We start from the raw sequence: 26126 nt of genomic DNA, 5'->3' as shown, positions 1-26126 counted from the left end.
CCTGTCGTTCGTGGTGGACCGCGCCGACGACACGCACAACAGCGTTGAAGTGCTGGAAAACCACACCCCGGCCTGCGGCGGCGACCCGAACACCGCACCGCGCGTCGTCACGCTGCTCATCGACAAGAACACCGGCGCGCTGCAGAAGGACGACCCCGCCAGCGGCGAATACGTCCCGCTCAAATAAGCGCCCGCAAGACAGAACGCGCAAAAAACCGCCGAACGTATCGGCGGTTTTTGCGGGGGCGAACTTCGCGTCAGACCACGATCGTCTGCGCTTCGCCTGCCTGGCGGGCGCGGATTTCGCCGATCTGGTAGACCGTCTCGCCTGCGTCCTTCAGGTGGGCGATGGCGGCCGGTGCATCGGCTGCCGACACGATCACCACCATGCCGATGCCGCAGTTGAAGACGCGGTGCATTTCGCCATCGGCCACGTTGCCGGCCTTTTGCAGCCACTGGAACAGCGGCGGCAGCGTCCAGGCGTCCTTGTGCAGCACGGCGGTCAAGTTGTCTTGCAGCACGCGCGGCACGTTTTCGGTCAAACCGCCGCCGGTGATGTGCGCCATGCCCTTGACGGTCAGTTTCTCCATCAGCGCCAGCAGCGGCTTCACGTAGATGCGCGTCGGCGCCATGATGGCGTCCTGCAGGCGCTGGCCGTGGAAATCGGCATTCAGGTCCGGGCGCGACACCTCGATGATCTTGCGCACCAGCGAGTAGCCGTTCGAATGCGCGCCCGACGAAGCCAGGCCCAGCACCACGTCGCCCTCGGCAATGGTGGTGCCGTCGATGATCTTGCGCTTTTCGACCGCGCCGACAGCAAAGCCGGCCAGGTCGTATTCGCCGTCCGGGTACATGCTGGGCATTTCAGCGGTTTCGCCGCCGATCAGCGCGCAGCCAGCCAGCTCGCAACCCTGGGCGATGCCCTTGACCACCGTGGCAGCGGTGTCGACGTCAAGCTTGCCGCAGGCGAAATAATCCAGGAAGAACAGCGGCTCGGCGCCCTGCACGAGGATGTCGTTCACGCTCATGGCGACCAGATCCTGGCCCACCGTGTCGTGGCGGTTCAGCGCAAACGCCAGCTTCAGCTTGGTGCCCACGCCGTCAGTGCCCGACACCAGCACCGGTTCCTGATACTTCTTGGACAGCTCGAACAGCGCGCCGAAGCCGCCGATGCCGCCCAGCACGCCTTCGCGCATGGTGCGCTTGGCAAACGGCTTGATGCGGTCGACAAGGGCGTCACCCGCCTCGATGTCGACGCCCGCGTCGCGGTAAGACAGGCCGGTCGATGCGGATGGGGTTTCGGAAGCGCTCATACAGTCGTCTGAATTGAAAAACCTGGAAAGAAAGCGAGACGGCGGCGGGAAGTCACAAAATCGGACCCGCCGGTCCAGTAAAATCGCGATTTTACCGGATGCGGCCGTCACGATGGCCGCTTTTCCGACTCCTCCACCCCGCCATCGGAACCGTCGCCCCCATGAACGCCCCCGTGCTGACGCAGGAAACCAAGCGCACGCTCGCCTGGATCGCCGTGGCGCTTGTCTTCCTGGCCCTGCTCAAGGCGCTGGCGCCGACGCTCACGCCCTTCGTCTTCGCGTTCATCCTGTCGTACATCCTGCACCCGGGCGTGGAATGGCTGCAGCGCCATCGCGTACCGCGCGTGCTGGGCGTGTTTTTGATGATCCTGGTGCTCTCGGTGGTGGGCGTGGCGCTGATGCTGCTGATTTTGGCGGTGCTGCAGCGGGAGATTCCGGCGATCCGAGATCAATTGCCTGGGATGCTCGCCAAGCTCAACGCATTTCTGTCGCCCAAGCTGGACGAATTGGGTCTGCATGTCAGCTTCGATTTTCCGGGCCTGCGCGCCCTGCTCACGGAACAGCTCGCCGCCAGCCCGGACGACGTGGTGGCTCGGGTGTTGACCTATCTGCGTGTGTCGGGCTCCGCGGCCATCCAGGTGCTGGGCATCTTCTTTCTCGTGCCCATTGTGATGTTCTACCTGCTGATGGACTGGAACATGCTCATGCGCCGGATCGAAACCGCCGTCCCACGCCGTTGGCTGCCAAAACGCGCGAACTGGCCGCCGAAACCGACGGCCTGCTCTCCCAATACCTGCGCGGGCAGATCATCGTGATGCTGGTGCTGGCGGTGTATTACTCGGCGGGGTTGGCACTGGCCGGCTTTGACGTGGCGCTGCCGGTGGGCATTTTTACGGGGCTGGCCGTGTTCATCCCGTATATCGGCTTTGGCGTGGGCCTCACGCTGGCCATCCTGGCCGCACTGTTGCAGTTCGGCAACCTCTACGGCCTGCTGGCGGTGGCCGTGGTGTACGGCATCGGCCAGTTCCTGGAAAGCTTCTACCTGACGCCCCGCCTGGTGGGCGAACGCATCGGTCTGCATCCGCTGGCGGTCATCCTCGCCTTGCTGGCTTTTGGCCAATTGTTCGGTTTTTTCGGTATCCTCCTCGCCCTACCGATGAGTGCTGTGCTGCTGGTCGGTTTGCGGCAGATCCGGAAGCTTTATCTGGGCAGCCGGCTCTACCAGGATTGAAAGCCACTGAAGGCGACTGAAGGCAACTGAAAAGTACGGCGACTCCACTCCACGTTTCATGGCCACACCCGAACAGCTCCCGCTCGAACTCGGTGCGACACCCGCCCCGACCTTCGACAACTTCGTCGCCACCGGCAACGAAGAGGCGGTGCTTCGCCTGCGCGCCCTGATTCCGCAAGTGGTGGACGGCACCGCAACCGACCGCCTGGTTTACCTCTGGGGCGAGGAAGGCAGCGGCCGCAGCCACCTGCTGCAGGCCATTTGCGCCCAGACCGAAGCCGGCGGCTACGAAGTCCGCACGCTGGAACCCGACGCCCCGCCCGAAGCCTTCGAATTCGACCCGACCATCACGGTCTGGACGATCGACGATGCCGAGCGCCTGGACGAATGGGCGCAGATCGCGGTGTTCAACCTCGTCAATGAAGTGCGCGCGCATCCGCATGCCGCCATTGCTATCTCCGGGGCCGCCGCGCCGATGGCGATGCCGCTGCGTGAAGACCTGCGCACCCGCCTCGGCTGGGGCCTGGTCTACTGGCTGCGCCCCTGTCCGACGCCGACAAGGTGGAAGCGCTGCGCCAAGCCGCCCGCGAACGCGGCATGCAGCTCTCGGCCGACGTGCCGCAGTGGCTTGTGACGCACTCCTACCGCGACATGCCGAGCCTGATGGCTTTGCTGGACGCCCTCGACACCTATTCGCTCGCCCGCAAGCGCGCCGTCACCCTTCCGCTTGTGCGCGACATGCTCGCGCTGATGAAGTGAATCCCGGGCTCGCGCGGCCGCTGATGTAACGTTCGGGTAAAATCGCGCCCCATGAATCTGGCCCTCTTCGACCTCGATCACACCCTCATCCCCACCGACAGCGACCACGAGTGGGGACGCTTCCTCATCCGCCGCGGCGTGGTGGATGAAGCCGAATACCAGCGCAAGAACGATCAGTTCTATGCCGACTACAAAGCCGGCACGCTGGATATCCATGCCTTTCTGCGCTTTGCCCTGGCACCGCTCGCCGCCCACCCGCGCGACACGCTCGCCCAGTGGCACGCCGAGTTCATGCACGACGTGATCCGTCCGAAGATCACACCGCAGGCGCAGGCACTGGTCTACAAGCACCTGGATGCCGGCGACCTGTGCTGCGTGGTCACCGCCACCAACAGCTTCGTCACGCGCCCGATTGCCGAAGCGTTCGGCATCGACCACCTCATCGCCACCGAACCCGCCACCGCCGACGGCAACCCGGACAGCGCCTTCACCGGCGACGTGGCGGGCACACCGAGTTTCCGCGAAGGCAAGGTCGCCCGCGTGCATGAGTGGCTGGCCAACATGGGCCGCGGCTGGAGCGATTTCGAGCGCAGCACCTTCTACAGCGATTCGGCCAACGACGTGCCGCTGCTGGAGGAAGTGACCGACCCCGTCGCCACCAATCCGGACGACACGCTGCGCAACCTCGCAGCTGCGCGCAACTGGCGCATCATGGATCTCTTTAAGCAGGCGCGGCGTGATCAAGAAACTCATCAATCGCCTGCTGGGCAAGACCTCCGCAGAGCCCACCGCTCCCGCTGAACCGGGGTGCCCGCCGCCAGGAAGAGCCGCGCGCCCAAGGCGGCCAAAACCGCCAAGGCGCGCACCAAGTCCGCCGGTGGCGTGCCGCGCCAGGCGCGCGTGTGGAGCGTGGACGAGCACGGTATCGACCCGAAGCTACTCTCGCGCAACGCGGTCAAGGTCACGTCCACGCTGCAGGACGCCGGCTATGCCGCCTTCATCGTGGGCGGCGCCGTGCGCGACTTGCTGCTCGGCATCAAGCCGAAGGACTTTGATGTGGCGACCAACGCGACGCCCGATCAGGTCCAGGCGCTGTTCCGCCGCTCGCGCATCATCGGACGCCGCTTCCAGATCGTGCACGTCACGTTCTACGGCGGACGCGATCAGGAAATCATCGAAGTCTCGACCTTCCGCGCGCTCGTCGACGCGGTGGACGCCGAGCAGGTGCCCGCCGGCAAGCGCGTCAAGCGCACCGAGCTGGACCACCACACGCACGCCGTCGACGCCAGCGGCCGTGTGCTGCGCGACAACGTCTGGGGCACCCAGGCCGAAGACGCCACCCGCCGCGACTTCACCGTCAACGCGATGTACTACAACCCCGCCGACGAAACCGTGCATGACTACCATCACGGCATGGAAGACATGCGCGCCCGCACGCTGCGCATGATCGGCGATCCGCATACCCGCTACCGCGAAGACCCGGTGCGCATGCTGCGCGTGGTCCGCTTCGCGGCCAAGACCGGCTTCGACATCGACCCTGACACGCGCGCACCGATCGCCGAGCTGGGCCCGCTGATCCACAACGTGCCAGCCGCCCGCCTGTTCGACGAGATGTTGAAGCTGCTGATGTCGGGCCACGCCTGGGCATCGCTGCAGGAGCTGCGCAAGGCGGGCCTGCACCGCGGCCTGCTGCCGCTGCTGGACGTCGCGCTGGAGCAGCCGATGGGCCAGCGCTTCGTGCAGCTCGCGCTCGACAACACCGATGATCGCGTGAAGGCTGGCAAGCCGGTCTCGCCAGGCTTCCTCTTTGCCGCGCTGCTGTGGCACCACGTGGTCGAGCACTGGAACCGACGCCGCGCCGCCGGCGAGCCGCTGATCCCTGCGCTGCATACCGCCATGGACGAAGTGCTCGACCGCCAGACCGAGCAGCTCGCCATCCAGCGCCGCTTCACCTCCGACATGAAGGAAATCTGGAGCATGCAGCCGCGCTTGAGAAGCGCTCGGGCCGCATGCCGTATCGCTTGCTGGAATCGCCGCGCTTCCGCGCCGGATATGACTTCCTGGTCCTGCGCTGCGCCTCGGGCGAATTGCCGCAGGAACTCGCCGACTGGTGGACCGACTTCCAGAACGGTGACGGCGAAGCCCGCGAAGCCCTCATGGCACAAGCGAAGCACGCCCCGAGCCCCTCGGCAAATGCCGGCCCGGCCAGCCCGGGCAAGCGCCGTCGCCGCCGACGTGGTCCGGCAAAATCGGATACAGTCGGTGACGTCAATCCGGGAAGTTCGGAGGAAACGTGAAGACAGTGGCGTACATCGGCATCGGCGCCAACCTGGGCGACGCGCGCCAGGCAGTGAAAGACGCCGTGGTCTGCCTCGCACAGCAGGTCGGCATCACCGTCACCGGCAAATCGAGCCTGTATCGCAGCGCGCCCATCGAATCCAGCGGCGACGACTACATCAACGCCGTGGTGCGCATCGATACGCATTTCACCGCCGACCAGCTGCTCCGCATCTGTCACCACATCGAAGACCAGTTCGGCCGCGAGCGCCCGTTCCACAACGCGCCGCGCACGCTTGATCTTGACTTGCTGCTCTACGGGGACCACGTCCTCACCTCACCCGAGCTGACGGTGCCGCACCCCCGCGTGGGCCAGCGCGCCTTTACCCTGCTGCCCCTGCATGAACTGGCGCCCGATCTTGTGATTCCGGGCATTGGCGCCGTGGCTGCACTGCTACCCGGCGTGGCCGACCAGCGCATCGAAAAGACCACGATGTGTCAGTGCATGCGCGCCAAGCAGCCCGCCGCCTGATCATCCGCACCACGCACAAACACCTGCCGATGGCCCTGGACCACCTGCGCCGTATCGTTGTCGAGGGGCCCATTGGCGTGGGCAAGACCGCGCTGGCCCAGCGCCTGGCCGATCATCTGCGCGCGTCGACGTTATTCGAGACGCCCGCCGAAAACGCCTTCATCGCCCGCTTCTACGAAGAACCCGCGCGCTATGCGCTGCCGGTGCAGCTGCGCTTCCTGCTGCAACGTGCCGAGCGCCTGAAGGCTTGGCACAACGCGACGCTCGCCGGCGAGCGCATCGTCGCCGACAGCTTCCTGCCGCGCGACCGGCTGTTCGCCCAGCTCACGCTGCCCGCCGATGAACTCGCGTTGTACGACGCGATGGCCAATGCGCTGGCCCTGCCGCAACAGCGCATCGACCTCGTCATCTGCCTGCAGGCGCGCGCCGAGGACCTGCTGCCACGCATCACCCGTCGCGCCGTTCCTTACGAAACAGGCATCGATGCGGAGTATCTCGAACGCATCTGCGCCGCATACGGCGAGCTGTTTCTGTATTACGATGCCGCACCGACGATGATCGTCGACACCGCTGCCTTCGACCCCGCAGGCAACGACGACGATTTCCGCACCTTGCTCGCCCGCATCGACGCGATGCGCGGACCCAAGGAATTCATCAAGCTGGCAACGCGCTAGTCAGTCGACGCACCGCATGGTCTGCGTGGGCGCTCGCGATGCCCCAATGAGTCTCAGTCCATGAGCTATCTCCAGGAATCGAACCGCAAGGCCGTCACGGTGACTTCGCTGCAGGCCATGCGTGCCGCCGGCGAGCGCATCGCCATGCTGACCGCCTACGACTCCAGTTTCGCCGCGCTGATGGATCGCAACGGCACCGACGTGCTGCTCGTCGGCGATTCGCTCGGCAACGTGATGCAGGGCCAGAAGACCACGCTGCCGGTCACGCTCGAGCACATCGTCTATCACACCGAATGCGTATCGCGCGGCATCGAGAAAGCGCTGCTGGTATCCGACCTGCCGTTCGGCACCTATGGCACGCCCGAACAGGCATTCCACAGCGCCGTGCGCGTGATGCAGGCCGGCGCGCAGATGGTCAAGCTCGAAGGCGGCGTGTGGCTCGCGCCGACGATCAAGTTTCTCGTTGAACGCAGCATTCCGGTGTGTGCGCACATCGGCCTGACGCCGCAATCGGTGCATGCGTTTGGCGGCTTTAAGGTGCAGGGCCGCGGCGATGAGGCGGCTGCGCAACTGAAAGCCGACGCGCTGGCCGTGCAGGATGCGGGCGCGCAGCTCGTCGTGATGGAAGCGATTCCTGCCGCGCTGGCTGGCGAGGTGACGCGTCTGCTGGCCATTCCCACCATCGGCATCGGTGCGGGGTTGGAATGCTCGGGCCAGGTGCTCGTCATGCACGACATGCTGGGCGTATTCCCCGGCCACCGGCCCAAGTTCGTACGCAACTTCATGGACGGGCAAGCCACCATCGACGGCGCCGTCGCGGCCTACGTGGCCGCCGTCAAGGACGGCACGTTCCCCGGCCCGGAACACACCTTCGCCTGAGCGGCATCCGCATGGAAATCTGGTCGGCCACCGTCGACGCCTTCGCCCTGCTCGCCAGCGGCGATGCGGCGTTGTGGCGGATCGTCTGGGTGTCGGTGAAGGTGGCGATCGCGGGGCTAGCGCTGGCGGCACCTGCCGGTCTGCTCATCGCTTACCTCATCGCCATGCACCGCTTTATGGGCCGCCGTGCGCTGGTGGTGCTGGCGCAGGCGTCGCTGTCGTTTCCGACCGTGCTGATCGGGCTTCTGCTGTATCTGCTGCTGTCGCGCCAGGGGCCGCTTGGCGGCTTCGGACTGCTGTTCACGCAAGGCGGGATGATCCTCGGGCAAGCGGTGCTTGGGCTGCCGGTGATCGTCGCGTTTGCGCTGACCACACTTGAGCGCGCGGATCCGCGTCTGGCAGAAACCGCACGCGTGCTGGGCGCCGGACGCGTCCGGTTGCTGCTGACGGTGTTTCGCGAATTGCGCTTCGGTCTGATGGCGGCGGTGGTCGCCGGCTTCGGACGCGTCATCGCCGAAGTGGGCTCGGCGCTGATGGTGGGCGGCAACATCGAAGGCGTCACGCGCACCATGACCACGGCGATTGCGCTGGAAACCAGCAAGGGCGAGTTCGCACAGGGCATCGCGCTCGGCATCGTGCTGATCGTGCTGGCACTGCTCGTCAACCTTGTGCTGGCGTGGCTGCAAGGGGCTGGCAACTATCGCAGGGAGCCGGCATGAGCGCGTCGTCGCAGCCCACGATGGTGTTTGAAGGCTTGCGCTGCCAGCACGGCGCGCGCGTTCTGTTCGAGATTCCGCGCCTGGCCCTCTCGGCCGGACATGCGATTGTCATCACGGGCGCAAACGGTGTCGGCAAGACAACGCTGCTGCGCATGCTGGCCGGGCTTGCACCCGCCAATGGCGCGACGGTTGACATGGGCAAGGGGCGGCAGGCGCTGTCGCCCTACCCGGCGGAGCTGCGCAAGCGGCTGACCTACGTACACCAGCATCCCTATCTGTTCCGCACGTCGGTACGCGCGAATCTCGCCTATGGCCTGACCACGGGAGCACACCGCGTACCGCATGCGGAGCTCGCTGCGCGTGTCGACGATGCGCTGCGCTGGGCGGGTCTGGAGCACGTGGTGGATGTGTCGCCCGAACGGCTGTCCGGCGGCGAGACGCAACGCCTCGCCTTGGCGCGTGCTCGCGCGCTGCACACGGATGTGCTGCTGCTCGACGAACCGACGTCCAATCTGGATGGCGCCGCACGCGAGCAAGTCATTGCGCTGGTCGGCGAGCTGGCAGCGGAGGGCCGCACACTGTTGATGGTCTGCCACGACCGCGAGCTCATCAACCTGCCCGGCGTGGCGCGCTGGAAGCTAGAGCACGTCGGCGGTCAGGGCCGGCTCGAAATGCGCGGGCACCACGCCGCGTAGGGCATTGCATACAGCGATGGCCTCGGCGCGGGCAACATCGGCGCGCGTGAGGACACGCTCTTGCAGCGGCCCACCGAGCCAGGGCGATGCGTCTTTCAGCAGCACGGCGCGCATCACCCCGGGCAAAACCCCCGCGGACAGCGGCGGCGTCCACCACGCACCATCGAGCTTGACCAGCAACGTGCTGCGCCCGCCTTCAGCCAAGGTGCCGTCCGCGTTGAAGAACACGGCATCGAATGCACCTTCGCGCTCCGCTGCCTGCCACGCAGCGTCGTAACCTTCGCGCAACGTGGTCTTGTGCGCCGGCAGACTGTGCGTGGCCTCGCGCGGTTGCGGTGCGACGAGCAGGCGGACCGGCGCATCCCAGCTCGCATGCAGGGGCGACAGAGGCACGGCCGATACGTTGGCCACACCGTCCGACGTAAGCAATAGGCGCATGCGGTAAGCGCCCCCGCCATCCAACGATGCGCACGCACGCGCCACGTTGTCCGCCAGCGCGGTCCGATCAAACGGGAAACCAAACGCAGCCGCTGAACGCCCCAGCCGCGCCAGATGCCAATCCAGCAAAGGCACCCGCCGCGCGTCGCGCGCATCGTCTCGAACAACGACAACCCCGGGTCGAGCGCCGTCACGAAGCGCGCTTTCAGTTGGCACTCCGCGTATTCCTCATCGGCGATGCTGTCATGCACGATGCCGGAGCCGATGCCGAGTTCACCGCGGCGCAGGCCATCGGTGCCGGGCGCGCTCAGCACCAACGTGCGGATCGCCACCGAGAAGCATGCGTCGCCCATCGCGCGATCGTCGGCAGGCGCGTCGATCCAGCCGATCGCGCCGGTGTACAGGCCACGCGGCTCCGGCTCCAGCGCCTTGATGATTTCCATCGTCCGCCGCTTGGGCGCGCCCGTGATGGAGCCGCACGGAAACAGCGCGCGCAGGCAATCGGCAAGGCCGGTGGCAGGCGGAATCTCGGCCTCCACGGTCGACGTCATCTGCAGCACGCTGCCGAACGGCGTCACCTCGAACAGCGTCGGCACACGTACCGAACCCGCGCGTGCGAGACGGCCCAGATCGTTGCGCAAGAGGTCGACGATCATCAGGTTCTCGGCGCGGTTCTTCTCATCAGCTGCGAGCGCGATGGCGCGGGCTTCGTCGACTTCGACGTCGCCGGATGCGGGCGCGGTTCCCTTCATCGGCCGCGCAACCAGCTGGCCGGCCTGGTGCGAGAAGAACAGCTCCGGCGAGCACGACAGAATCGCGCCGCCCTCCGGCAGCCCGATGAACGCGCCGTACGGCACTGGCTGGCGCGCGCGCAGGCGCCGATACAGCGCCGCGGGCGCGCCAAACGCCGTCATGCGCAGGCGGTACGTGTAGTTGACTTCGTAGGTGTCGCCAGCCGCAATCCAGTCGTGGATGCGCGCGATGGCGTCGGTATAGGTGGCGTGATCAACGCTGGCAGCACAGTCGAACAGACCGGCCGCCCCCGCCGCTTCAGGCCAAGCCTCGAACAGCGAATCGACATCCGCCGGCGACAGCACCTGCATCGTGCGGAACAGCAGCACGCGCAAACGGCCATCGTGACCGGGCAAGGACGAAGAGATTTCAGTGGAAGCCGGCAGACCGACCAGCGGCTCGCCAAACTCATACGGCGCAACGATCAGGGCATGCAAACCCTCGCGCCAGGCGGCGCGGAGGTCATCGTCCAGCCCATCCAGGATACCGGCCGGCCGGAAAAACTCGCCGGCATAACCGGTGTACCAGCGCGAGCACGGCGCCCCGCCCGAGGTGGCATCGTCCAGCAGCGCGAACGGCGCGCCGGCTTCTGGCAACTGCATGACGACGTCCTCGGTTATCAATAATCTGACGCTTTCGGAAGCTCTGAAAAGCGTAGCGAGCGCCCCGAGGTTGGTCCGAGAAGCGCAGCCGTACATGGGTACGGCGAGCATCGCAGGGCCAAGATCGGGACGCGCAGTAGCTTTGCAGAGTTTGAGGAGAAGAAGTTCTTCACCTTGTCCATCCACGACTGCTCTTGCGGGCTGTGCCGCGAGCCGCCTTCGTGCACGGACTTGTCGAACTGCTTGAGCAGCTCCTTCTGGTGCTCCGTCAGCTTGACCGGCGTCTCGATGTTGATGTGCACATAGAGATCGCCCGCATAGCCCGAACGCACGCCCTTGATGCCCTTGCCACGCAGGCGGAACGTCTTGCCGGCCTGCGTGCCTTCGGGCACCGTGAACGACGCGCGGCCGCCCAGGGTCGGCACTTCGATGTCGCCGCCGATGGCCGCCGTCGCAAACGAAATCGGCATCTGGCAATGGAGGTCGTCGCCGTCGCGCTCGAACACCGGGTGCGGCTTGATGTGGATTTCCACATACAGATCGCCCGGAGGCCCGCCGTTGATGCCCGGCTCACCATTACCCGACGAACGGATGCGCATGCCTTCATCGATGCCGGCCGGAATCTTCACTTCCAGCGTCTTCTGGCTCTTCAGCTTGCCCTGGCCGTGGCACTTGGTGCACGGCTTGGGGATGTACTTGCCGCTGCCGTGGCACTTCGGACACGTCTGCTGCATCGTGAAGAAGCCCTGCGACACACGCACCTGACCAGCGCCGTGGCAGGTCGGGCACGTCTCCACGCTGGAGCCGGGCTCGGCGCCCTTGCCGTGACAGTGGTCGCACTCATCCCAGTGCGGCACGCGGATCTGCGTATCGTAGCCATGCGCGGCCTGCTCCAGCGTGATCTCCATGCTGTAGCGCAGGTCGGCGCCGCGATACATCTGCGGGCCGCCACCGCGGCGCCCGCCCTGACCCTGGGCTTGGCCAAAGATATCGCCAAAGATGTCACCGAAGGCTTCGGCAAAGCCCCCGCCAAAGCCTGCACCGCCCGCGCCAAAGCCGCCAGCCATGTTCGGGTCAACGCCCGCGTGGCCGTACTGGTCGTAGGCAGCTTTCTTCTCGGCGTCGGAGAGCATCTCGTAGGCCTCTTTGGCCTCCTTGAATTTCTCTTCCGCTTCCTTGCTGTCCGGATTGCGGTCCGGGTGGTACTTCATCGCGAGCTTGCGATACGCCTTCTTGATCTCGTCGTCGCTCGCGTTTTTGCCCACCCCGAGCACTTCGTAGTAATCACGTTTTGCCATGGTGGCTTCAGTCGTCGCCTGTTTTTACTGCGTGTCGAATAGCAAAAAAGCCGAGCGTGACATCAGGTGCGTCCCGCACAACCCGATGATCACTGCCCGGCGTACCGTAACGTCCGCCTGGCGGACGAGTTGGCTTACTTCTTGTCGTTCACTTCCTTGAACTCGGCGTCGACGACGTTATCGTCGTGCGGTGCGCCTTGTCCGGCTTGCGCGCCTGCCTGGGCACCGGCCGCGTGTTCAGCGCCGCCTGCCTCGCCCTTGGCCTGCATGTCGGCATACACCTTCTCGCCCAGCTTCTGCGAGGCGGTTGCCAGCGCTTCGGTCTTGGCGTCGATCGCGGCCTTGTCGGCACCCTTCAGGGTCTCTTCAAGTTCCTTGATCGCGGCTTCGATCTTGTCCTTCTCGCCAGCTTCCAGCTTGTCGCCGTACTCGCCCAGTGCCTTCTTGGTCGAGTGCACCAGCGCTTCACCCTGGTTACGGGAGTCGACCAGTTCGCGCAGCTTCTTGTCTTCCTCGGCGTTGGCCTCGGCGTCCTTCACCATGCGCTCGATCTCGGCTTCCGACAGGCCGGAGCTTGCCTTGATCGTGATCTTGTTTTCCTTGCCGGTCGCCTTGTCCTTGGCGCCCACGTGCAGGATGCCGTTGGCGTCGATGTCGAACGACACTTCAATCTGCGGCGTGCCGCGCGGTGCCGGCGGAATGCCTTCCAGGTTGAATTCGCCCAGCAGCTTGTTGCCGGAGGCCATCTCACGCTCGCCCTGATAGACCTTGATCGTCACGGCCGGCTGATTGTCGTCCGCGGTCGAGAACGTCTGCGAGAACTTGGTCGGGATGGTCGTGTTCTTGCCGATCATCTTGGTCATCACGCCACCCAGCGTTTCGATGCCCAGCGACAGCGGCGTCACGTCCAGCAGCAGCACGTCGGTACGGTCACCGCCCAGCACCTGACCCTGGATGGCAGCGCCCACGGCAACGGCCTCGTCCGGGTTCACGTCCTTGCGAGCTTCCTTGCCGAAAACTCCTTCACCTTTTCCTGCACCTTCGGCATACGCGTCATGCCGCCGACCAAGATCACGTCGTGGATGTCCGACACCTTCACGCCAGCATCCTTGATGGCGGTGCGGCACGGATCGATCGTACGGGCGATCAGGTCTTCGACCAGCGCTTCCAACTTGGCGCGCGTGATCTTCAGGTTCAAGTGCTTCGGACCCGAGGCATCAGCCGTGATGTACGGCAGGTTGATTTCGGTCTGCTGGGTGCTCGACAGCTCGATCTTGGCCTTTTCAGCGGCTTCCTTCAGGCGTTGCAGCGCGAGCACGTCCTTCGACAGGTCGACGCCCTGCTCCTTCTTGAACTCGCCGATGATGTAATCGATGATGCGCTGGTCGAAGTCTTCGCCGCCCAGGAACGTATCGCCGTTGGTCGACAGCACTTCGAACTGCTTCTCGCCGTCCACGTCGGCAATCTCGATGATCGAGATGTCGAACGTACCGCCGCCGAGGTCATACACGGCGATCTTGCGGTCGCCCTTTTCGTTCTTGTCCAGGCCGAATGCCAGCGCAGCCGCGGTCGGCTCGTTGATGATGCGCTTGACGTCCAGACCGGCGATGCGGCCGGCATCCTTGGTGGCTTGGCGCTGCGAATCGTTGAAGTAGGCCGGCACCGTGATCACGGCTTCGGTCACTTCCTCGCCCAGGTAGTCCTCGGCAGTCTTCTTCATCTTGCGCAGGACTTCAGCCGAAATCTGCGGCGGCGCCATCTTCTTGTCGCGCACTTCCACCCAGGCGTCGCCATTGTCGGCCTTGGTGATGGTGTACGGCATCAGGCCGATGTCCTTCTGGACTTCCTTCTCTTCAAACTTGCGGCCGATCAAGCGCTTGACGGCGTACAGCGTGTTCTTCGGGTTGGTCACCGCCTGGCGCTTGGCCGGGGCACCGACCAGGATCTCGCCGTCTTCCATGTACGCGATGATCGACGGGGTGGTGCGTGCGCCTTCGGCGTTCTCGATCACCTTGGGCGTGTTGCCCTCCATGATGGCCACGCAGCTATTGGTGGTACCGAGGTCGATACCGATGATTTTGCCCATGTTCTTGCTCCTCGAATCTGGTGTCAGGACTGCACTGAATACAAACTTGGATCGGATGTGGGAGTGCCGTCTGGCTTTTCAAGGCCGAATTTTGAAAAGTTGAGCATTTTGGCCGGTTTTTCTTGGGAAAGCACCCGAAAACGTGCGCTCCCCGGCAAAACGGGCGTTTTGAATGCCCGGAACCGCAAACCGGGCACAAAAGGTCTGGGTGTTACCCTTGCGCGCATTGCCACTCGCCGGACGCCAACCCGGCTTTTGCGCCCATGCCTTTGCATCCGCTTCGATCCATTCTTGGCGCTGCGCTCCTTGCCGCATGCGCCGTGCCCTCCGCCGATGCCGCTGTTGCCTTGCTCCAGCCCTCCCGCCGCATCGATGCCAACCAGCCCTTCACCCTGACCCTGGTCATTTCGGGCGATGCCGCCCAGCGCAGCTATGCCGTGCCGGCCAAGCTGCGCGCAACCGCCACCGCCGATCTGCAAGGCGCGGTGGAAGTGATCCTCAATCGACATAACGCCGGGGCGGAGACCCTGCATCTGCGCCCGGGGCAGGTCCGCACCGTCGCCTATACCGGCACGCTGCCCGAGGTGCTGCGCGGTACGGTTCGGATCGATGTTCCCGATCTGGATGCGGCACCCGTTCTGGTGACGCTCGTGCGCGGCCCTGACGCCCCGCAGATTGCCGCCGATGGCGCTCCCGCCGGCGCGGCCCGTAACGCCGCGGCCGAAGCGACCCAGCCGGGCGGCGCGCTGGGCACCAACCCGAGTGCCCCCTGCCAGCGCAACGGCCGCACCGCCCACTCCTGTGGCCGTGGCGGGCAGTGGCGAAGCATCCCGTCCGCCAGAAGACACCGCGCGCCTGACGTTCCACGAGCCCATGTTCGCCGCCGTGGGCGCACACGGGGGCCTGAACGCCAAGTTCCAGCTGAGCTTCAAGTTCCGGATTTTTCAGCCGGAGAATCCCGCATCGGCAGGGCTGCTCGATAACCTGTATTTCGGTTACACGCAGTTCTCGCTGTGGGATCTGGGCAAGGAATCGGCGCCGTTCCGCGATACGAATTACCGGCCCAGCATCTTCTATTACCGCCCCGACACGGGCATCCATGGCGGCGCGCTCACACGGCTGTCGTTCGCGGGCGGCATCGAGCACGAATCGAACGGCCGCGACGGCAACGCGTCACGCGCCATCAACACCGTCTTCGTACGCCCCACGTTCCACTTTGGTGACCTGAACGATTACCACTGGAAGTTCGAACCGAAGCTCTACGCCTACCTCACGCGCACGGGCAACACCGATATCGCGCACTACCGCGGCTTTGGGGATTTCCGCGTGTCGTACGGCGCGCCCAACGGCTGGGAATTGGCCGCCACGCTGCGCAAGGGCACCCGCAAGGCCTATGGCAGCGTCGACGCGCAATTGACGTATCCGATGAGCCGGATCTTCACTGGCACGGCGGGCTATCTGTTCATCCAGTATTTCACCGGCTACGGCGAGAGCCTGCTCGACTACAACCACAAGCTGGGCTCGCAGGTGCGTGTCGGGTACAGCCTCTCGCGATAGAACGCAGCCGGCTTAGAGCGTGTGCTGGCCGCTGGCCTCTGGCTGGAATGCCACGCGGTCGATGCGCAAGGAGCGCTGTGCGCCATTTGGCGCCGAGTATTTGACCGACTTGCCCGCACGCGCACCCAACAGCGCAGCGCCCATCGGCGAGAGCACCGACAACTTGGCCGACGTCACGTTGGCCTCTTCCGGGTAGACGAGCGTCCACTCTTGCTCAGCGCCGGTGTCATCCACCACGCACACGACCGAGTTCATGGTGACCACGTCGGCGGGAATCTTGTCGCCAGGCACAACGTTGGCACGGGCGATCAGGTCGTCGACGAGGTCGGCCAGCGGCGAGTTGCTGCCAGCGCGCGCGGCGGCATTTTCGAGGCGGGTGAGGTCAAGCTCGGTCAGGTAGATGGCGGCTGCTTTGGACATGACGATCTCCTACAAGTCTGTGTTCAACACGAGGCAAAGCCGCTGCCGATAGCCCCGCAGGCCAACGCAAAGCAGCGGCAAGGAAACCGGCAGGCACACAGGCCGGCCGGCGGTAATACGAACTAAAACTGCTGGTGAAAGAGAGAGCCCGGCGGCAACGTGCCGCAGGGGCACTAGAACGACCGCCGGGCGGCGGCAAGGGCCGCGGTCATCGCCTGAGCGGCGCGCGGCAAGGTGCGCGCCATGCGCTTGGGGCGCACAGCACGGGAAGGCGAAACGAGGAAGAGGGCCGCAGCCATCGGCATCGACGTCATGACGGTCGCTGCCTCAAATGAGCGGCTTGCCGGCCAGCTTGTTGCGCGCATTGGCAACGGCGGCGGCAAATTGCGCGTGGCCATGCCAGCCGGTCGCTCGGCCGAGCTTCTTGCCACGATGGAAGAACATGAATACCGGAACACCGTGCAGGCCAAAGCGCTGGCCCAGTTCCGGGTGCCCATAGACGTCGGCATGCAGCCACGTCAGCCCCAGCTCACGCACGGCGCCCGGTTGCGCGAGCATGGCCTTCTTGGCCATCTCGCAGTTGAAGCAATCGACGCCCCAGAAGAACACGCACACGAGCGCATCGCCCGCAGCCGCAATGGCCGCGTCGAAGGTGGCGGTGTTTACCTCGCGCATGCCAAACGCCGCGAACGCGGTCTTGTCGACCGGAATCGCGCGTTGGGCATCATGCGACGTGGCTGTGTTCTGGATCACGGGGCGTTGGCTTACTTCGGCGCCGCCACGGTCACGAGAGCCGGGCGCAGCACGCGGTCGGCCAGCGTGTAGCCGCGCTGAAGCACCGCCACCACGGTATTGGCTTCCTGATCGGCCGGCACCATCGAGATGGCTTGATGGCGATGCGGATCGAACTTTTCGCCCACCGGGTTCAACTCGGTCACACGGCCCTTTTCGAACGCGGCGTACAGCTGCTTGAGCGTCAGTTCAACGCCCTCGCGCAGCTTGGTGGCGTCGCCCGAAGTGTCCGCCAAGGCGGCCTGCAGGCTATCCATCACGGGCAGCAGATATTCGGCGAAGCCTTCGATGGCGAATTTGTGCGCCTTGGCCACATCCTCCTGGCCACGGCGGCGAATGTTCTCGCCTTCGGCCGTGGCGCGCGCCCAGTTCTCGTAGTTCTGACGAGCCTTTTCTTCAGCGGCCTCGAGCTGACGGCGCAGTTCAGCAACGTCCACGTCGGCCGCGGCCTCCGCCACGGCGGCTTCGTCACCGGCGACAGCCTGGGCATCGGCGCTCGCGCGCTGAGCCTGGCTCGAATAGGCGTGGGCCGCCTGGCCCGTCGCCGATGGGTTCGGCTGGGTGGCTTGAGTGTCCGCTGGCATGTCCGAGTTAGAAGGGGTGTGCGAAGAGTGATTCATAGCGCTGGATAAAGGGCATCGACGCACGGGATGTACCCGAAGACGATCCGCTGGATTTTTACAAACGATTTGTCCCCGTTATGGGGCAATTGGCGCGCTTTTCAAGGGCGCCGGATGCGCGGTAACTGTGCGCCGTGCATCACGAAATATGGGGTTACAACTTTCATCAGACTGCCACGGCACAGCAATTGCGGCGCCCTGATGAGCCACCTATGATGCAAGAAAAAACTGGGGGGCGCGAGCTTCTTTGAGGGTTCGTACCATGCACAACAAATTGCCCGTTCTGACCGTGCTCCTGCTGTTGACGCTGACCGCAGCCACAACGTTCATCTGCCTGTCTGGCGCCGTCACGCCGCGTTATACGGAGTACGGCAGCGGCAAGGCATTCTTCAAGCACTACATTATCAAGCCCGCACAGATGCAGCAGTTGCCGCGCGGCCTGATGAGCGTATCAAGTTAGCACACACTTGCGCGGAGCGCTTCATTCTCCGCCAAGTTTGTCGATGCGTCGCCGGTCTCGCTTGGTCGGCCGGCCGGCAATTTGTGTGGCGGGTTCCCGATACAGGCGGCGCTTGTCGGCGTTCTCTTCGCGTTTTAAGCGACTGGTGTCCGTCTCGGCGTAGAGCGTTTGCGCGACCGAAGCCGGGCCGCGCACTTCCGCCAGCGCCAATACCTCGACTTCCCACTGCTGTTCATGCGCGTGCACCCGCACGCGGTCACCAATTTTGACATCCTTGGCGGGGCGGACCGGCTGATCGTTGATCTGCACGCGACCGCGTTCGACCGCATCCGTCGCCTGCGAACGTGTCTTGAAGAAGCGCGCCGCCCACAGCCATTTGTCGATGCGCACGCGATCGGCCGCGTCCGTGCTCACTTTCATGCGGCGGCCCCCTTGCTCTGCGCACGCGTGCGGCTCGCCTCCAGCACATGCGGATGCGTGAGCGTGAGCGGCCAGCCCTGCAGATGCGCCAGCGCAATGTCGGCAATGCCGGCGATCCACACCTCGCTGTCGTTCAGGCACGGGATGTAATGGAATTCCTTGCCGCCGGCGACACGGAAAGTGGACTGCCCTTCCATGGCGATCTCTTCCAGCGTTTCCAGGCAATCGGCCGGAAAGCCCGGGCAGAACACGTCGACGCGATGGGTGCCGACGCGGCCAAGCTCTTCCAGCGTGGGCGCGGTGTACGGCTGCAACCATTCGGCGCGGCCAAAGCGTGACTGGAACGTGACCAGGTACTGACCCGGCTGCAGGCCGAGCGCTTCGCCCAGCAAGCGGCCGGTCTTCAGGCATTCGCAGTGATACGGATCGCCCAATTCCAGCGTCCGTCGCGGCACACCATGGAATGACAGCACCAGCTTGTCGCCGTGCGCAAAATCTGGAGCGCCGTGCTGCGCCCAATACGCCCCCACCTGCTGGTGCAGTGCGTTGATGTAAGCGGGGTCATCGTGAAAATGCTTGACCAGCCGCAACTCCGGCTGATTGCGCATTTCGCCCAGCACGCGGAAGACCTCGTCGAAGGCCGTGGCGGTGGTGGTGCCGGAATACTGCGGATACATCGGCAGCACGAGGATGCGCTCGACGCCCTGTTTGCGCAGCGCCTGCATGACGGACGGAATCGACGGATTGCCATAGCGCATTGCACAGGCGACCACCACATCGTGGCCCTGCGCGTTCAGCAACTGCTGCAGCGCATGCGCCTGGCGCTCGCTGTAGACGAGCAGCGGCGAGCCCGTCATGTTGGCCTCGCGCAGCCAGATGCTTTCGTATTTGTGCGCCGACGTGCGCGAACGCAGCGGCACGATCAGCCCGTTGAGGATGAACCACCACACCGCGCGCGGAATTTCCACAACGCGGGGGTCGGACAGGAACTGACGCAGGTAGCGGCCGACCTCGCGCGGCGATGTGCCGTCAGGCGTACCGAGGTTGACGAGCAGGATCGCCGTGCGATCGGGCTGACCGTGCTGGAACAGGGGTTCGGGCAAGAAGGGCATGGGCGCGGGTTCGCGATAGACCGGCCGATTATACGAGCCGCGTCCTCGCGTGTTCCTTACGCCACCACGGTGCCGTCCTTGATCACGCCCACACACGGGTTGAGCCCCATCGCGTAGGCCAGATCGGCAGGCCGGTCGATGCGCCACAGGGCGAAATCGGCCGCGCAGCCCGGAGCCAGCACGCCACACGTGCCAGACAGGCCCAGCGCTGCGGCAGCATGACGCGTCGCGCCGGTCAGCGCTTCCAGCGGCGTCAGGCGGAACAGCGTGCACGCCATGTTCATCGCCAGCAGCAGCGACGACAACGGCGAGGTACCAGGGTTGCAGTCGGTCGACACGGCCATGGGCACACCGGCGGCGCGCAGCGCGGCCATCGGCGGGAGGCGCGTTTCGCGCAGGCAGTAGAACGCGCCGGGCAGCAGCACGGCCACCGTGCCGGCTTGCGCCATGCCTGCGATGCCGGCCTCGGTCAGGCATTCGAGGTGATCCGCTGACAGCCCGCCGTAGCGAGCCACCAGCGCCGCGCCGCCCTGATCGGAGAGCTGCTCGGCGTGCAGCTTGACCGGCAAGCCGTGGCGCTGCGCCGCGTCGAACATGCGCGCCGTCTGTGCGGGCGTGAAGCCAATGGTTTCGCAGAAGGCGTCAACAGCATCGACCAGGCCCTCCGCAGCGAGCGCGGGCAGCACATCGGCGCAGAGATGATCGATGTAGTCATCCGCGCGGCCGGCGAATTCGGGCGGCACCGCATGCGCGCCGAGGAACGTCGTGCGCACGCGCACCGGCAATGACTGGCCGAAGCGCCGTGCAACGCGCAGCATGCGGCGCTCGGTTTCCAGGTTCAGGCCGTAGCCGGACTTGATCTCGACGGTGGTGACACCTTCGGCGCGCAGGGCATTCAGGCGCGGCAGGCTGGCGTCGGCCAACGCGTCTTCGCTGGCGGCCCGCGTGGCGCGAACGGTCGAGAGGATGCCGCCGCCCGCGCGCGCGATCTCTTCGTATGGCACGCCGTTCAGGCGCGCTTCGAATTCATTGCTGCGGTTGCCGGCGTAGACGAGGTGTGTGTGGCAATCGATCAGGCCGGGCGTGAGCCACGCGCCGCCGCCATCGTGCTGCCGTGTGGCGTGGGCGTTAACGGGCAGATCGGCGCGATAGCCAAGCCACGCAATGCGGCCATCCTTGACGGCGATGGCACCGTCGCGGATCTCACCGTAGCCGTCGGCATCGGCGGCGAGCGTGGCGAGGTGGACGTTGGTCCAGAGCGCGTCCCAGTGCGGGTTGGCCGGATCAGTCATGCGCAGCTCCCTGCAGGCCAATGCCGTCTGCCACGCGCGCCACGAGACGGGCGGCGACACGTGCCGTGCGGTTGTCAATGTCGAGCGACGGGTTCAGTTCTGCCACATCTGCCAGCCGCAGCTTGCCCGAGCTGACCACGCGATCCACGATGGGCTCGATCACGTCCATCCCCACGCCGCGTGCGGACGGCGCGCTCACGCCGGGGGCCACGGCGGCCGGTAGCACGTCGAGGCACATCGTCAGATAGACGTGGTCGACCTGGCTCAGGAACACCTCCACCACCTTCAACACGTGCGCGAGTTGCATGACGTCCATCTCGTCGTCGTGCATCCAGCGCACGCCGAGCTGGCGCGCACGCGCGAACAGCGCCTCGGTGTTGGCGTAAGTGCTCACGCCGAGGCAGGCGTAGTGGAACGGCCATCCGCGCCGCGCGCAGTCTTCGGCGATCTGGCGGAATGGCGTGCCGGAGCTGCCCCGCTCGCCCGCGCGCAAATCGAAATGCGCGTCCAGATTGAGAATGCCGATACGCGGGGGCTGGTCGGATTTCGCCGCCAGATGCCGCGCCAAGCCGCCAAACGAGGCCCACGCGATCTCATGCCCGCCGCCGAGCGCGATCGGAAATGCGCCGCGGTCGAGCAGATCGTGGAGCACACCCGACAATTCGCTCTGCGCGTCTTCCAGCGCATCGCCCTGGCAAGTCACATCGCCTGCGTCGACGACCACGGCCGGCACGCGCGGGCAAGTTCGCGAGCATCTTGCGGATGGCGGCCGGGCCCGCCTGTGCACCGGTTCGCCCGTGATTGCGTGCGACACCCGCATCGCAGGCAAAGCCCGCCAGGGCGACGGTGTTGGCCAACGGCGTCGCTGCATCGATGCGGCGCACCGTCTGGTGCCAACGCAAGCCCAGCGGGCCTTCTTCCGCATCGACGCGGCCTTGCCAGACGTTCGGTTCGGCTTGGGCGAGCATGGTCAGACGAGTGCGAGTTCGCCGACGTGCGCGCGGCACGAATCGCCAAGGTCGCCATCGAGCACGAGGCGGCGGGCGGCTTCGATGTCGGGGGCGAACAGCCGATCTTCACCGTAGTAGGCCACGCGCGCGCGATGCAGCCATGTGCCTTCTGCAGCGTGTCGGACGTCGCCAATGGCTTGTGGAAGTCGATGCCCTGCGCCGCCGCCAGCGCTTCGATGCCGACGATGGTGGCGGTGTTCTCTGCCATGTCCTGCAAACGGCGGCCCGCGAAGGTCGCCATGCTGACGTGGTCTTCCTGGTTGGCGGACGTCGGCAGGCTGTCGACGCTGGCTGGGTGGGCGAACGTCTTGTTTTCCGAGGCCAGCGCCGCGGCCGTGACGTGCGCGATCATGAAGCCCGAGTTCAGGCCCGGCTGCTCGACCAGGAACGGCGGCAGGCCAGACAGCGTGGAGTCGATCAGCAGCGCGATGCGGCGCTCCGACAGCGCACCGATCTCGGCAATCGCCAGCGCAAGCATGTCGGCCGCAAACGCCACCGGTTCGGCGTGGAAGTTGCCGCCCGAGATCACTTCACCGGCGTCGGCGTAGACGAGCGGGTTGTCGGTGACTGCGTTGGCTTCGGTGAGCAGCGTGGCGCCGGCCTGACGGATCAGGTCGAAACATGCGCCCATGACTTGCGGCTGGCAGCGCAGGCTGTACGGGTCTTGCACGCGCTTGTCGCCCACGAGGTGCGACTGGCGGATGGCGCTACCGGCCAGCAGGTTGCGGTACACGGCGGCGGTGGCGATCTGGCCGGCTTGTCCGCGCACGGTGTGCACGCGCGGGTCGAACGGCGCATCGCTGCCCTTCGCGGCATCCACCGACAACGCACCCGACACGGTAGCGGCTTGCAGCAGTCGCTCGGCCAGGAACAGGCCGTTGAGCGCCAGCGCCGTCGACACCTGCGTGCCGTTGATGAGCGCCAGGCCTTCCTTGGCGGCCAGCGCGATCGGCTCAATACCGGCGGCGGCCAATGCGGCACGCGCCGGCGTGCGCACGCCGTTCACGCGCACGTCGCCCTCGCCCAGCAGGGCCAGCGTCATGTGCGCCAGCGGCGCCAGATCGCCCGACGCGCCCACCGAACCCTTGGACGGAATGCACGGCACGATGCCGGCGTTCAGGAGTGCCAGCAGCGTGTCGATCACGACACGGCGCACGCCCGAATAGCCGCGCGCCAGGCTGGCGGCCTTCATCAGCAGCACCAGACGCGCGACGTTGTCGCTCAGGTCTTCACCCGTGCCGACGGCGTGCGAGAGGATGAGGTTGCGTTGCAGGCGCTCCAGCTCGTGCGTGGGGATCTGCGTCTTGGCCAGCAGGCCGAACCCGGTGTTGATGCCGTAGGCCGGGTCGCCTTGGCAACGATGGCCTGCACGGTGGCCGCAGACGCTTCGATGGCGGCCGCGCAATCGCCCGACAGCGCAACAGGCGTCGGGGCGAGCCAGACGCGGCGCAAGTCGGCGAAGGACATTTCGCCCGGCTGCAACGTGATGATGGGGGCGTGGTCATGGTGTTCATAGCAATGCGAGAGGATGTCTTTAACTTAGCCGATCATCGGCAGGTTCAAACCGTTGCGCTTGGCGCAGGCGATGGCGGTTTCGTACCCGGCATCGGCATGGCGCATGACGCCCGAGCCCGAGTCGTTGACGAGCACACGGCCCAGGCGCTTGGCCGCAGCGTCGGTGCCGTCGGCGACGATCACCACGCCCGAGTGCTGCGAATAGCCCATGCCGACACCGCCGCCATGGTGCAGCGACACCCACGTGGCACCCCCGGCCGTGTTGAGCAGCGCGTTGAGCAGCGGCCAGTCCGACACGGCGTCGGTGCCGTCTCGCATGGCTTCGGTTTCGCGGTTGGGGCTGGCGACCGAGCCCGTGTCGAGGTGGTCGCGGCCGATCACGATCGGCGCCTTCAGCTCGCCATTCTTGACCATCTCGTTGAACGCCAGGCCGGCCAGGTGACGCTCACCCAGGCCCAGCCAGCAGATGCGCGCGGGCAGGCCCTGGAAGGCGATGCGATCACGCGCCATGTCGAGCCAGCGATGCACGTGCGTGTTGTGCGGGAAGAGTTCCTTGATCTTGGCGTCGGTCTTGTAGATGTCTTCCGGATCGCCCGACAGCGCCACCCAGCGGAACGGGCCCTTGCCCTCGCAGAACAGCGGACGGATGTAGGCCGGCACGAAGCCCGGGAAGTCGAAGGCGTTCTTCACGCCCTGATCGAACGCGACCTGGCGGATGTTGTTGCCGTAGTCGACGGTCGGGATGCCCATGGCCTGGAAATCCAGCATGGCCTGCACGTGCACGGCGCAGGACTTGGCGGCCTCGTCGGTCAGGCGGGCGTGCTGCGACGGGTCGCGTTGAGCAGCACGCCATTGCTCGACCGTCCAGCCAATCGGCAGATAGCCGTTGACCAGATCATGCGCCGAGGTCTGGTCGGTCACCAGATCCGGCTTCAGGCCGCCGGCGCGGGCACGCTTGACCAGCTCCGGCAGGATTTCCGCCGCATTGCCGAGCAGACCGATGGACACGGCCTCGCCGCGCTCGCAATGGTGGCGAATCAGGTTGAATGCGTCGTCGATGTCCTTGGCTTGCTTGTCGAGGTAGCGCGTACGCAGGCGGAAATCGATGCTCGATTGCTGGCATTCGATGTTCAGCGACACGGCGCCGGCCAGCGTGGCGGCCAGCGGCTGGGCGCCGCCCATGCCGCCCAGGCCGGCGGTCAGGATCCACTTGCCGGCCAGCTTGCCGTCGTAATGTTGGCGGCCGGCTTCGGCAAACGTCTCGTACGTGCCTTGCACGATGCCCTGGCTGCCGATGTAGATCCAGCTGCCGGCCGTCATCTGGCCGTACATGAACAGGCCCTTGCGATCCAGCTCGTTGAAGTGTTCCCAGTTCGCCCACTTGGGCACGAGGTTGGAGTTGGCGATCAGGACGCGCGGCGCGTCCGGATGGGTCTTGAACACGCCCACCGGCTTGCCCGATTGCACGAGCAGCGATTCGTCGTCGTTCAGCTCGTGCAGCGTTTCCAGGATCTTGTCGAAGCAGGCCCAGTCGCGCGCGGCGCGGCCGATGCCGCCATACACGACGAGGTGCTTCGGGTTCTCGGCCACATCCGGGTCGAGGTTGTTCTGCAGCATCCGGTAAGCCGCTTCGGTCAGCCAGCTCTTGCAGTGCAGCTCGGTGCCGCGCGGGGCGCGGATTTCACGCGAAGCGTCGTAGCGCGGATCGTCGGTCAGGTGGGCAGCGTGGGTCGGGGCGTTCATGTGAGGTCTCCTGCGAACTCCTTTGTCATGGAGCGCATCTTATGTTGTATATACAACTTAGGCAAGAAAACTTTACAAGCTAAGAGCAAACCCTGATGATGACCGCCATCCGCACATCACATCCGCGGCCACCGCCGCACTGCAAGCCACGCCCATGTCACACGACCCGTCCGCCAGCACCCCCGCCTTCCAGCGCATCAAGGAAGACATCCTCACGCGCATTCGCAGCGGGGAGTGGCAGGAAGGGGAAATGATTCCGGGGAGACGACGCTCGCGCAGACCTTTGGCGTGTCGCGCATGACGGTCAATCGCGCGCTGCGTGAGTTGACCGCCGAGCAGATCCTCACGCGCGTGCAAGGCTTGGGAACGTTCGTCGCGCAGCAGAAATACCAGGCGACGCTGGTGGCGATCCGCAATATCGCCGAGGAGATTGCAGCGCGCGGCCATCGGCACCGCGCCGAACTGCACAAGCTGGAACGCGCCCGCGCCAACGAAGCGATGGCAGCTTCGTTTGGCGTGCCCGCCGGCCGCGTGCTGTTTCATTCACTGATCGTGCACTTCGAAAACGACCTGCCGATCCAGGTGGAAGACCGTTGGGTCAACGCGGCGTTGGCGCCCGAATACATGGAGCAGGATTTCACGCAGACTACGCCCAACGCCTACCTGATGCGTGCCGCCCCGTTGCAGGGCGTGGATTACGGCATCGAGGCGCGCCTGCCCACTCGCGAGATCGCCGAAATGCTGCACATGGACGTGCGCGAGCCCTGCCTGATGCTGCGGCGAAAAACGTTGTCGCAAGGCCAGGTCGCCTCGGTGGCGACCATGTGGCATCCGGGCGGGCGTTATCAGTTCACGGGCAGCTTCTGAGTCTCGGTTAGCTGCGGCCCTTC

17 protein-coding genes and 10 pseudogenes are annotated in these 26126 nt (G+C 65.6%); 14 read left to right on the top strand and 13 right to left on the bottom strand.

All coding sequences use genetic code 11. The features are described 5' to 3' along the window. Positions 1 to 13 precede the first annotated feature (13 nt). A complete protein-coding gene (locus OWR21_RS09350; protein ID WP_332395066.1) occupies positions 14 to 187 on the top strand; it encodes a hypothetical protein in 174 nt (57 codons plus the stop codon). A 70-nt stretch (positions 188 to 257) separates the two neighbouring features. Here the strand turns inward: OWR21_RS09350 and purM are convergent, their stop codons facing one another. After that, positions 258 to 1313: a phosphoribosylformylglycinamidine cyclo-ligase gene (purM, locus tag OWR21_RS09345; protein WP_316899835.1), complete on the bottom strand. Its 1056-nt coding sequence runs from the start codon at positions 1311 to 1313 to the stop codon at positions 258 to 260. Positions 1314 to 1474: 161 nt separating this feature from the next. On the opposite strand from purM, the pseudogene OWR21_RS09340 reads away from it, so the two are divergent. From OWR21_RS09340 to OWR21_RS09300, 9 genes and pseudogenes are all read left to right on the top strand, one after another. Then, positions 1475 to 2544 (top strand): annotated as a pseudogene (locus OWR21_RS09340) (AI-2E family transporter). Positions 2545 to 2602: 58 nt separating this feature from the next. After that, positions 2603 to 3303, top strand: a pseudogene (gene hda / locus OWR21_RS09335) (DnaA regulatory inactivator Hda). A 51-nt stretch (positions 3304 to 3354) separates the two neighbouring features. Further along, positions 3355 to 4026, top strand: a pseudogene (locus tag OWR21_RS09330) (HAD family hydrolase); the annotation flags it as partial. Positions 4027 to 4039: 13 nt separating this feature from the next. Next, positions 4040 to 5600, top strand: a pseudogene (pcnB, locus tag OWR21_RS09325) (polynucleotide adenylyltransferase PcnB). After that, positions 5597 to 6112, top strand: coding sequence for a 2-amino-4-hydroxy-6-hydroxymethyldihydropteridine diphosphokinase (gene folK / locus OWR21_RS09320; RefSeq protein ID WP_206274232.1), 516 nt, complete (start codon positions 5597 to 5599; stop codon positions 6110 to 6112). The pseudogene pcnB and the gene folK overlap by 4 nt, the downstream one beginning before the upstream one ends. A 29-nt stretch (positions 6113 to 6141) precedes the next feature. Continuing rightward, positions 6142 to 6786: a deoxynucleoside kinase gene (locus tag OWR21_RS09315; RefSeq protein ID WP_332395097.1), complete on the top strand. Its 645-nt coding sequence runs from the start codon at positions 6142 to 6144 to the stop codon at positions 6784 to 6786. A 60-nt stretch (positions 6787 to 6846) separates the two neighbouring features. Beyond that, positions 6847 to 7665: a 3-methyl-2-oxobutanoate hydroxymethyltransferase gene (gene panB / locus OWR21_RS09310; RefSeq protein WP_147213423.1), complete on the top strand. Its 819-nt coding sequence runs from the start codon at positions 6847 to 6849 to the stop codon at positions 7663 to 7665. A gap of 11 nt (positions 7666 to 7676) precedes the next feature. Further along, positions 7677 to 8384 carry an ABC transporter permease gene (locus OWR21_RS09305; RefSeq protein ID WP_332395065.1) on the top strand — a complete coding sequence of 236 codons (708 nt, stop codon included), beginning with the start codon at positions 7677 to 7679 and terminating at the stop codon, positions 8382 to 8384. Then, entirely contained in the window at positions 8381 to 9079 is a 699-nt protein-coding gene (locus tag OWR21_RS09300; protein WP_316899842.1) for an ABC transporter ATP-binding protein, read from the top strand. The genes OWR21_RS09305 and OWR21_RS09300 overlap by 4 nt, the downstream gene beginning before the upstream one ends. Here OWR21_RS09300 and OWR21_RS09295 read toward each other — a convergent pair. The 3 pseudogenes from OWR21_RS09295 to dnaK all read right to left on the bottom strand — a co-directional run bounded on the left by OWR21_RS09295 (position 9023) and on the right by dnaK (position 14295). Beyond that, positions 9023 to 10911 (bottom strand): annotated as a pseudogene (locus OWR21_RS09295) (chorismate-binding protein). The gene OWR21_RS09300 and the pseudogene OWR21_RS09295 sit on opposite strands and share 57 nt — an antisense overlap. Positions 10912 to 11066: 155 nt before the next feature. Further along, a pseudogene (gene dnaJ / locus OWR21_RS09290) lies at positions 11067 to 12209 on the bottom strand (molecular chaperone DnaJ); the annotation flags it as partial. Between the two features lie 134 nt (positions 12210 to 12343). After that, positions 12344 to 14295, bottom strand: a pseudogene (gene dnaK, locus OWR21_RS09285) (molecular chaperone DnaK). A 347-nt stretch (positions 14296 to 14642) separates the two neighbouring features. On the opposite strand from dnaK, the gene OWR21_RS09280 reads away from it, so the two are divergent. Both OWR21_RS09280 and OWR21_RS09275 read left to right on the top strand, forming a co-directional pair. Then, a complete protein-coding gene (locus OWR21_RS09280; protein WP_332395064.1) occupies positions 14643 to 15278 on the top strand; it encodes a hypothetical protein in 636 nt (211 codons plus the stop codon). Then, positions 15181 to 15852, top strand: a complete 672-nt coding sequence (locus tag OWR21_RS09275; protein WP_332395063.1) for a phospholipase A — start codon at positions 15181 to 15183, stop codon at positions 15850 to 15852. Before OWR21_RS09280 ends, OWR21_RS09275 begins: the two co-directional genes overlap by 98 nt. A 12-nt stretch (positions 15853 to 15864) precedes the next feature. Here the strand turns inward: OWR21_RS09275 and rnk are convergent, their stop codons facing one another. The 3 genes from rnk to grpE all read right to left on the bottom strand — a co-directional run bounded on the left by rnk (position 15865) and on the right by grpE (position 17684). Next, positions 15865 to 16272, bottom strand: a complete 408-nt coding sequence (rnk, locus tag OWR21_RS09270; protein ID WP_147219135.1) for a nucleoside diphosphate kinase regulator — start codon at positions 16270 to 16272, stop codon at positions 15865 to 15867. Between the two features lie 327 nt (positions 16273 to 16599). After that, positions 16600 to 17025 carry a thioredoxin family protein gene (locus tag OWR21_RS09265; RefSeq protein WP_332395062.1) on the bottom strand — a complete coding sequence of 142 codons (426 nt, stop codon included), beginning with the start codon at positions 17023 to 17025 and terminating at the stop codon, positions 16600 to 16602. An 11-nt stretch (positions 17026 to 17036) separates the two neighbouring features. Next, positions 17037 to 17684 carry a nucleotide exchange factor GrpE gene (gene grpE, locus OWR21_RS09260; protein ID WP_316889971.1) on the bottom strand — a complete coding sequence of 216 codons (648 nt, stop codon included), beginning with the start codon at positions 17682 to 17684 and terminating at the stop codon, positions 17037 to 17039. Positions 17685 to 17946: 262 nt separating this feature from the next. Between grpE and OWR21_RS09255 the strand changes: the two genes are divergently transcribed. Then, positions 17947 to 18144: a hypothetical protein gene (locus tag OWR21_RS09255; RefSeq protein WP_206274242.1), complete on the top strand. Its 198-nt coding sequence runs from the start codon at positions 17947 to 17949 to the stop codon at positions 18142 to 18144. 21 nt (positions 18145 to 18165) lie between these two features. Here the strand turns inward: OWR21_RS09255 and OWR21_RS09250 are convergent, their stop codons facing one another. From OWR21_RS09250 to hutU, 6 genes and pseudogenes are all read right to left on the bottom strand, one after another. After that, a complete protein-coding gene (locus tag OWR21_RS09250; RefSeq protein ID WP_024974832.1) occupies positions 18166 to 18564 on the bottom strand; it encodes an RNA-binding S4 domain-containing protein in 399 nt (132 codons plus the stop codon). Then, positions 18561 to 19676 (bottom strand): ferrochelatase, encoded by a 1116-nt coding sequence (hemH, locus tag OWR21_RS09245; RefSeq protein ID WP_332395061.1) that lies wholly within the window; start codon positions 19674 to 19676, stop codon positions 18561 to 18563. The genes OWR21_RS09250 and hemH overlap by 4 nt, the downstream gene beginning before the upstream one ends. Positions 19677 to 19732: 56 nt before the next feature. Beyond that, entirely contained in the window at positions 19733 to 20968 is a 1236-nt protein-coding gene (gene hutI / locus OWR21_RS09240) for an imidazolonepropionase (protein ID WP_332395060.1), read from the bottom strand. Continuing rightward, a pseudogene (gene hutG / locus OWR21_RS09235) lies at positions 20961 to 21936 on the bottom strand (formimidoylglutamase). The gene hutI and the pseudogene hutG overlap by 8 nt, the downstream one beginning before the upstream one ends. 2 nt (positions 21937 to 21938) lie before the next feature. Then, positions 21939 to 23492 (bottom strand): annotated as a pseudogene (gene hutH / locus OWR21_RS09230) (histidine ammonia-lyase). 25 nt (positions 23493 to 23517) lie between these two features. After that, on the bottom strand, positions 23518 to 25236 hold the full coding sequence (gene hutU / locus OWR21_RS09225) for a urocanate hydratase (protein WP_332395059.1): 1719 nt from the start codon (positions 25234 to 25236) through the stop codon (positions 23518 to 23520). Between the two features lie 154 nt (positions 25237 to 25390). On the opposite strand from hutU, the pseudogene hutC reads away from it, so the two are divergent. Beyond that, positions 25391 to 26103 (top strand): annotated as a pseudogene (gene hutC / locus OWR21_RS09220) (histidine utilization repressor). Positions 26104 to 26126: the final 23 nt, after the last annotated feature.

This window comes from Ralstonia sp. 1B3, assembly GCF_036631435.1.
Note: the sequence above shows the minus strand (reverse complement) of the source record. Positions and strands in the feature narration are given on the sequence as shown.

What these genes read in the sequence shown, in the direction of transcription:
- hemH (WP_332395061.1), bottom strand. Translation starts at nt 19,676, where the DNA reads ATGCCCTTCTTGCCCGAACCCCTGTTCCAGCACGGTCAGCCCGATCGC.
- OWR21_RS09300 (WP_316899842.1), top strand. Translation starts at nt 8,381, where the DNA reads ATGAGCGCGTCGTCGCAGCCCACGATGGTGTTTGAAGGCTTGCGCTGC.
- hutI (WP_332395060.1), bottom strand. Translation starts at nt 20,968, where the DNA reads ATGACTGATCCGGCCAACCCGCACTGGGACGCGCTCTGGACCAACGTC.
- OWR21_RS09305 (WP_332395065.1), top strand. Translation starts at nt 7,677, where the DNA reads ATGGAAATCTGGTCGGCCACCGTCGACGCCTTCGCCCTGCTCGCCAGC.
- rnk (WP_147219135.1), bottom strand. Translation starts at nt 16,272, where the DNA reads ATGTCCAAAGCAGCCGCCATCTACCTGACCGAGCTTGACCTCACCCGC.
- purM (WP_316899835.1), bottom strand. Translation starts at nt 1,313, where the DNA reads ATGAGCGCTTCCGAAACCCCATCCGCATCGACCGGCCTGTCTTACCGC.
- OWR21_RS09255 (WP_206274242.1), top strand. Translation starts at nt 17,947, where the DNA reads ATGCACAACAAATTGCCCGTTCTGACCGTGCTCCTGCTGTTGACGCTG.
- grpE (WP_316889971.1), bottom strand. Translation starts at nt 17,684, where the DNA reads ATGAATCACTCTTCGCACACCCCTTCTAACTCGGACATGCCAGCGGAC.
- OWR21_RS09250 (WP_024974832.1), bottom strand. Translation starts at nt 18,564, where the DNA reads ATGAAAGTGAGCACGGACGCGGCCGATCGCGTGCGCATCGACAAATGG.
- panB (WP_147213423.1), top strand. Translation starts at nt 6,847, where the DNA reads ATGAGCTATCTCCAGGAATCGAACCGCAAGGCCGTCACGGTGACTTCG.
- hutU (WP_332395059.1), bottom strand. Translation starts at nt 25,236, where the DNA reads ATGAACGCCCCGACCCACGCTGCCCACCTGACCGACGATCCGCGCTAC.
- OWR21_RS09315 (WP_332395097.1), top strand. Translation starts at nt 6,142, where the DNA reads ATGGCCCTGGACCACCTGCGCCGTATCGTTGTCGAGGGGCCCATTGGC.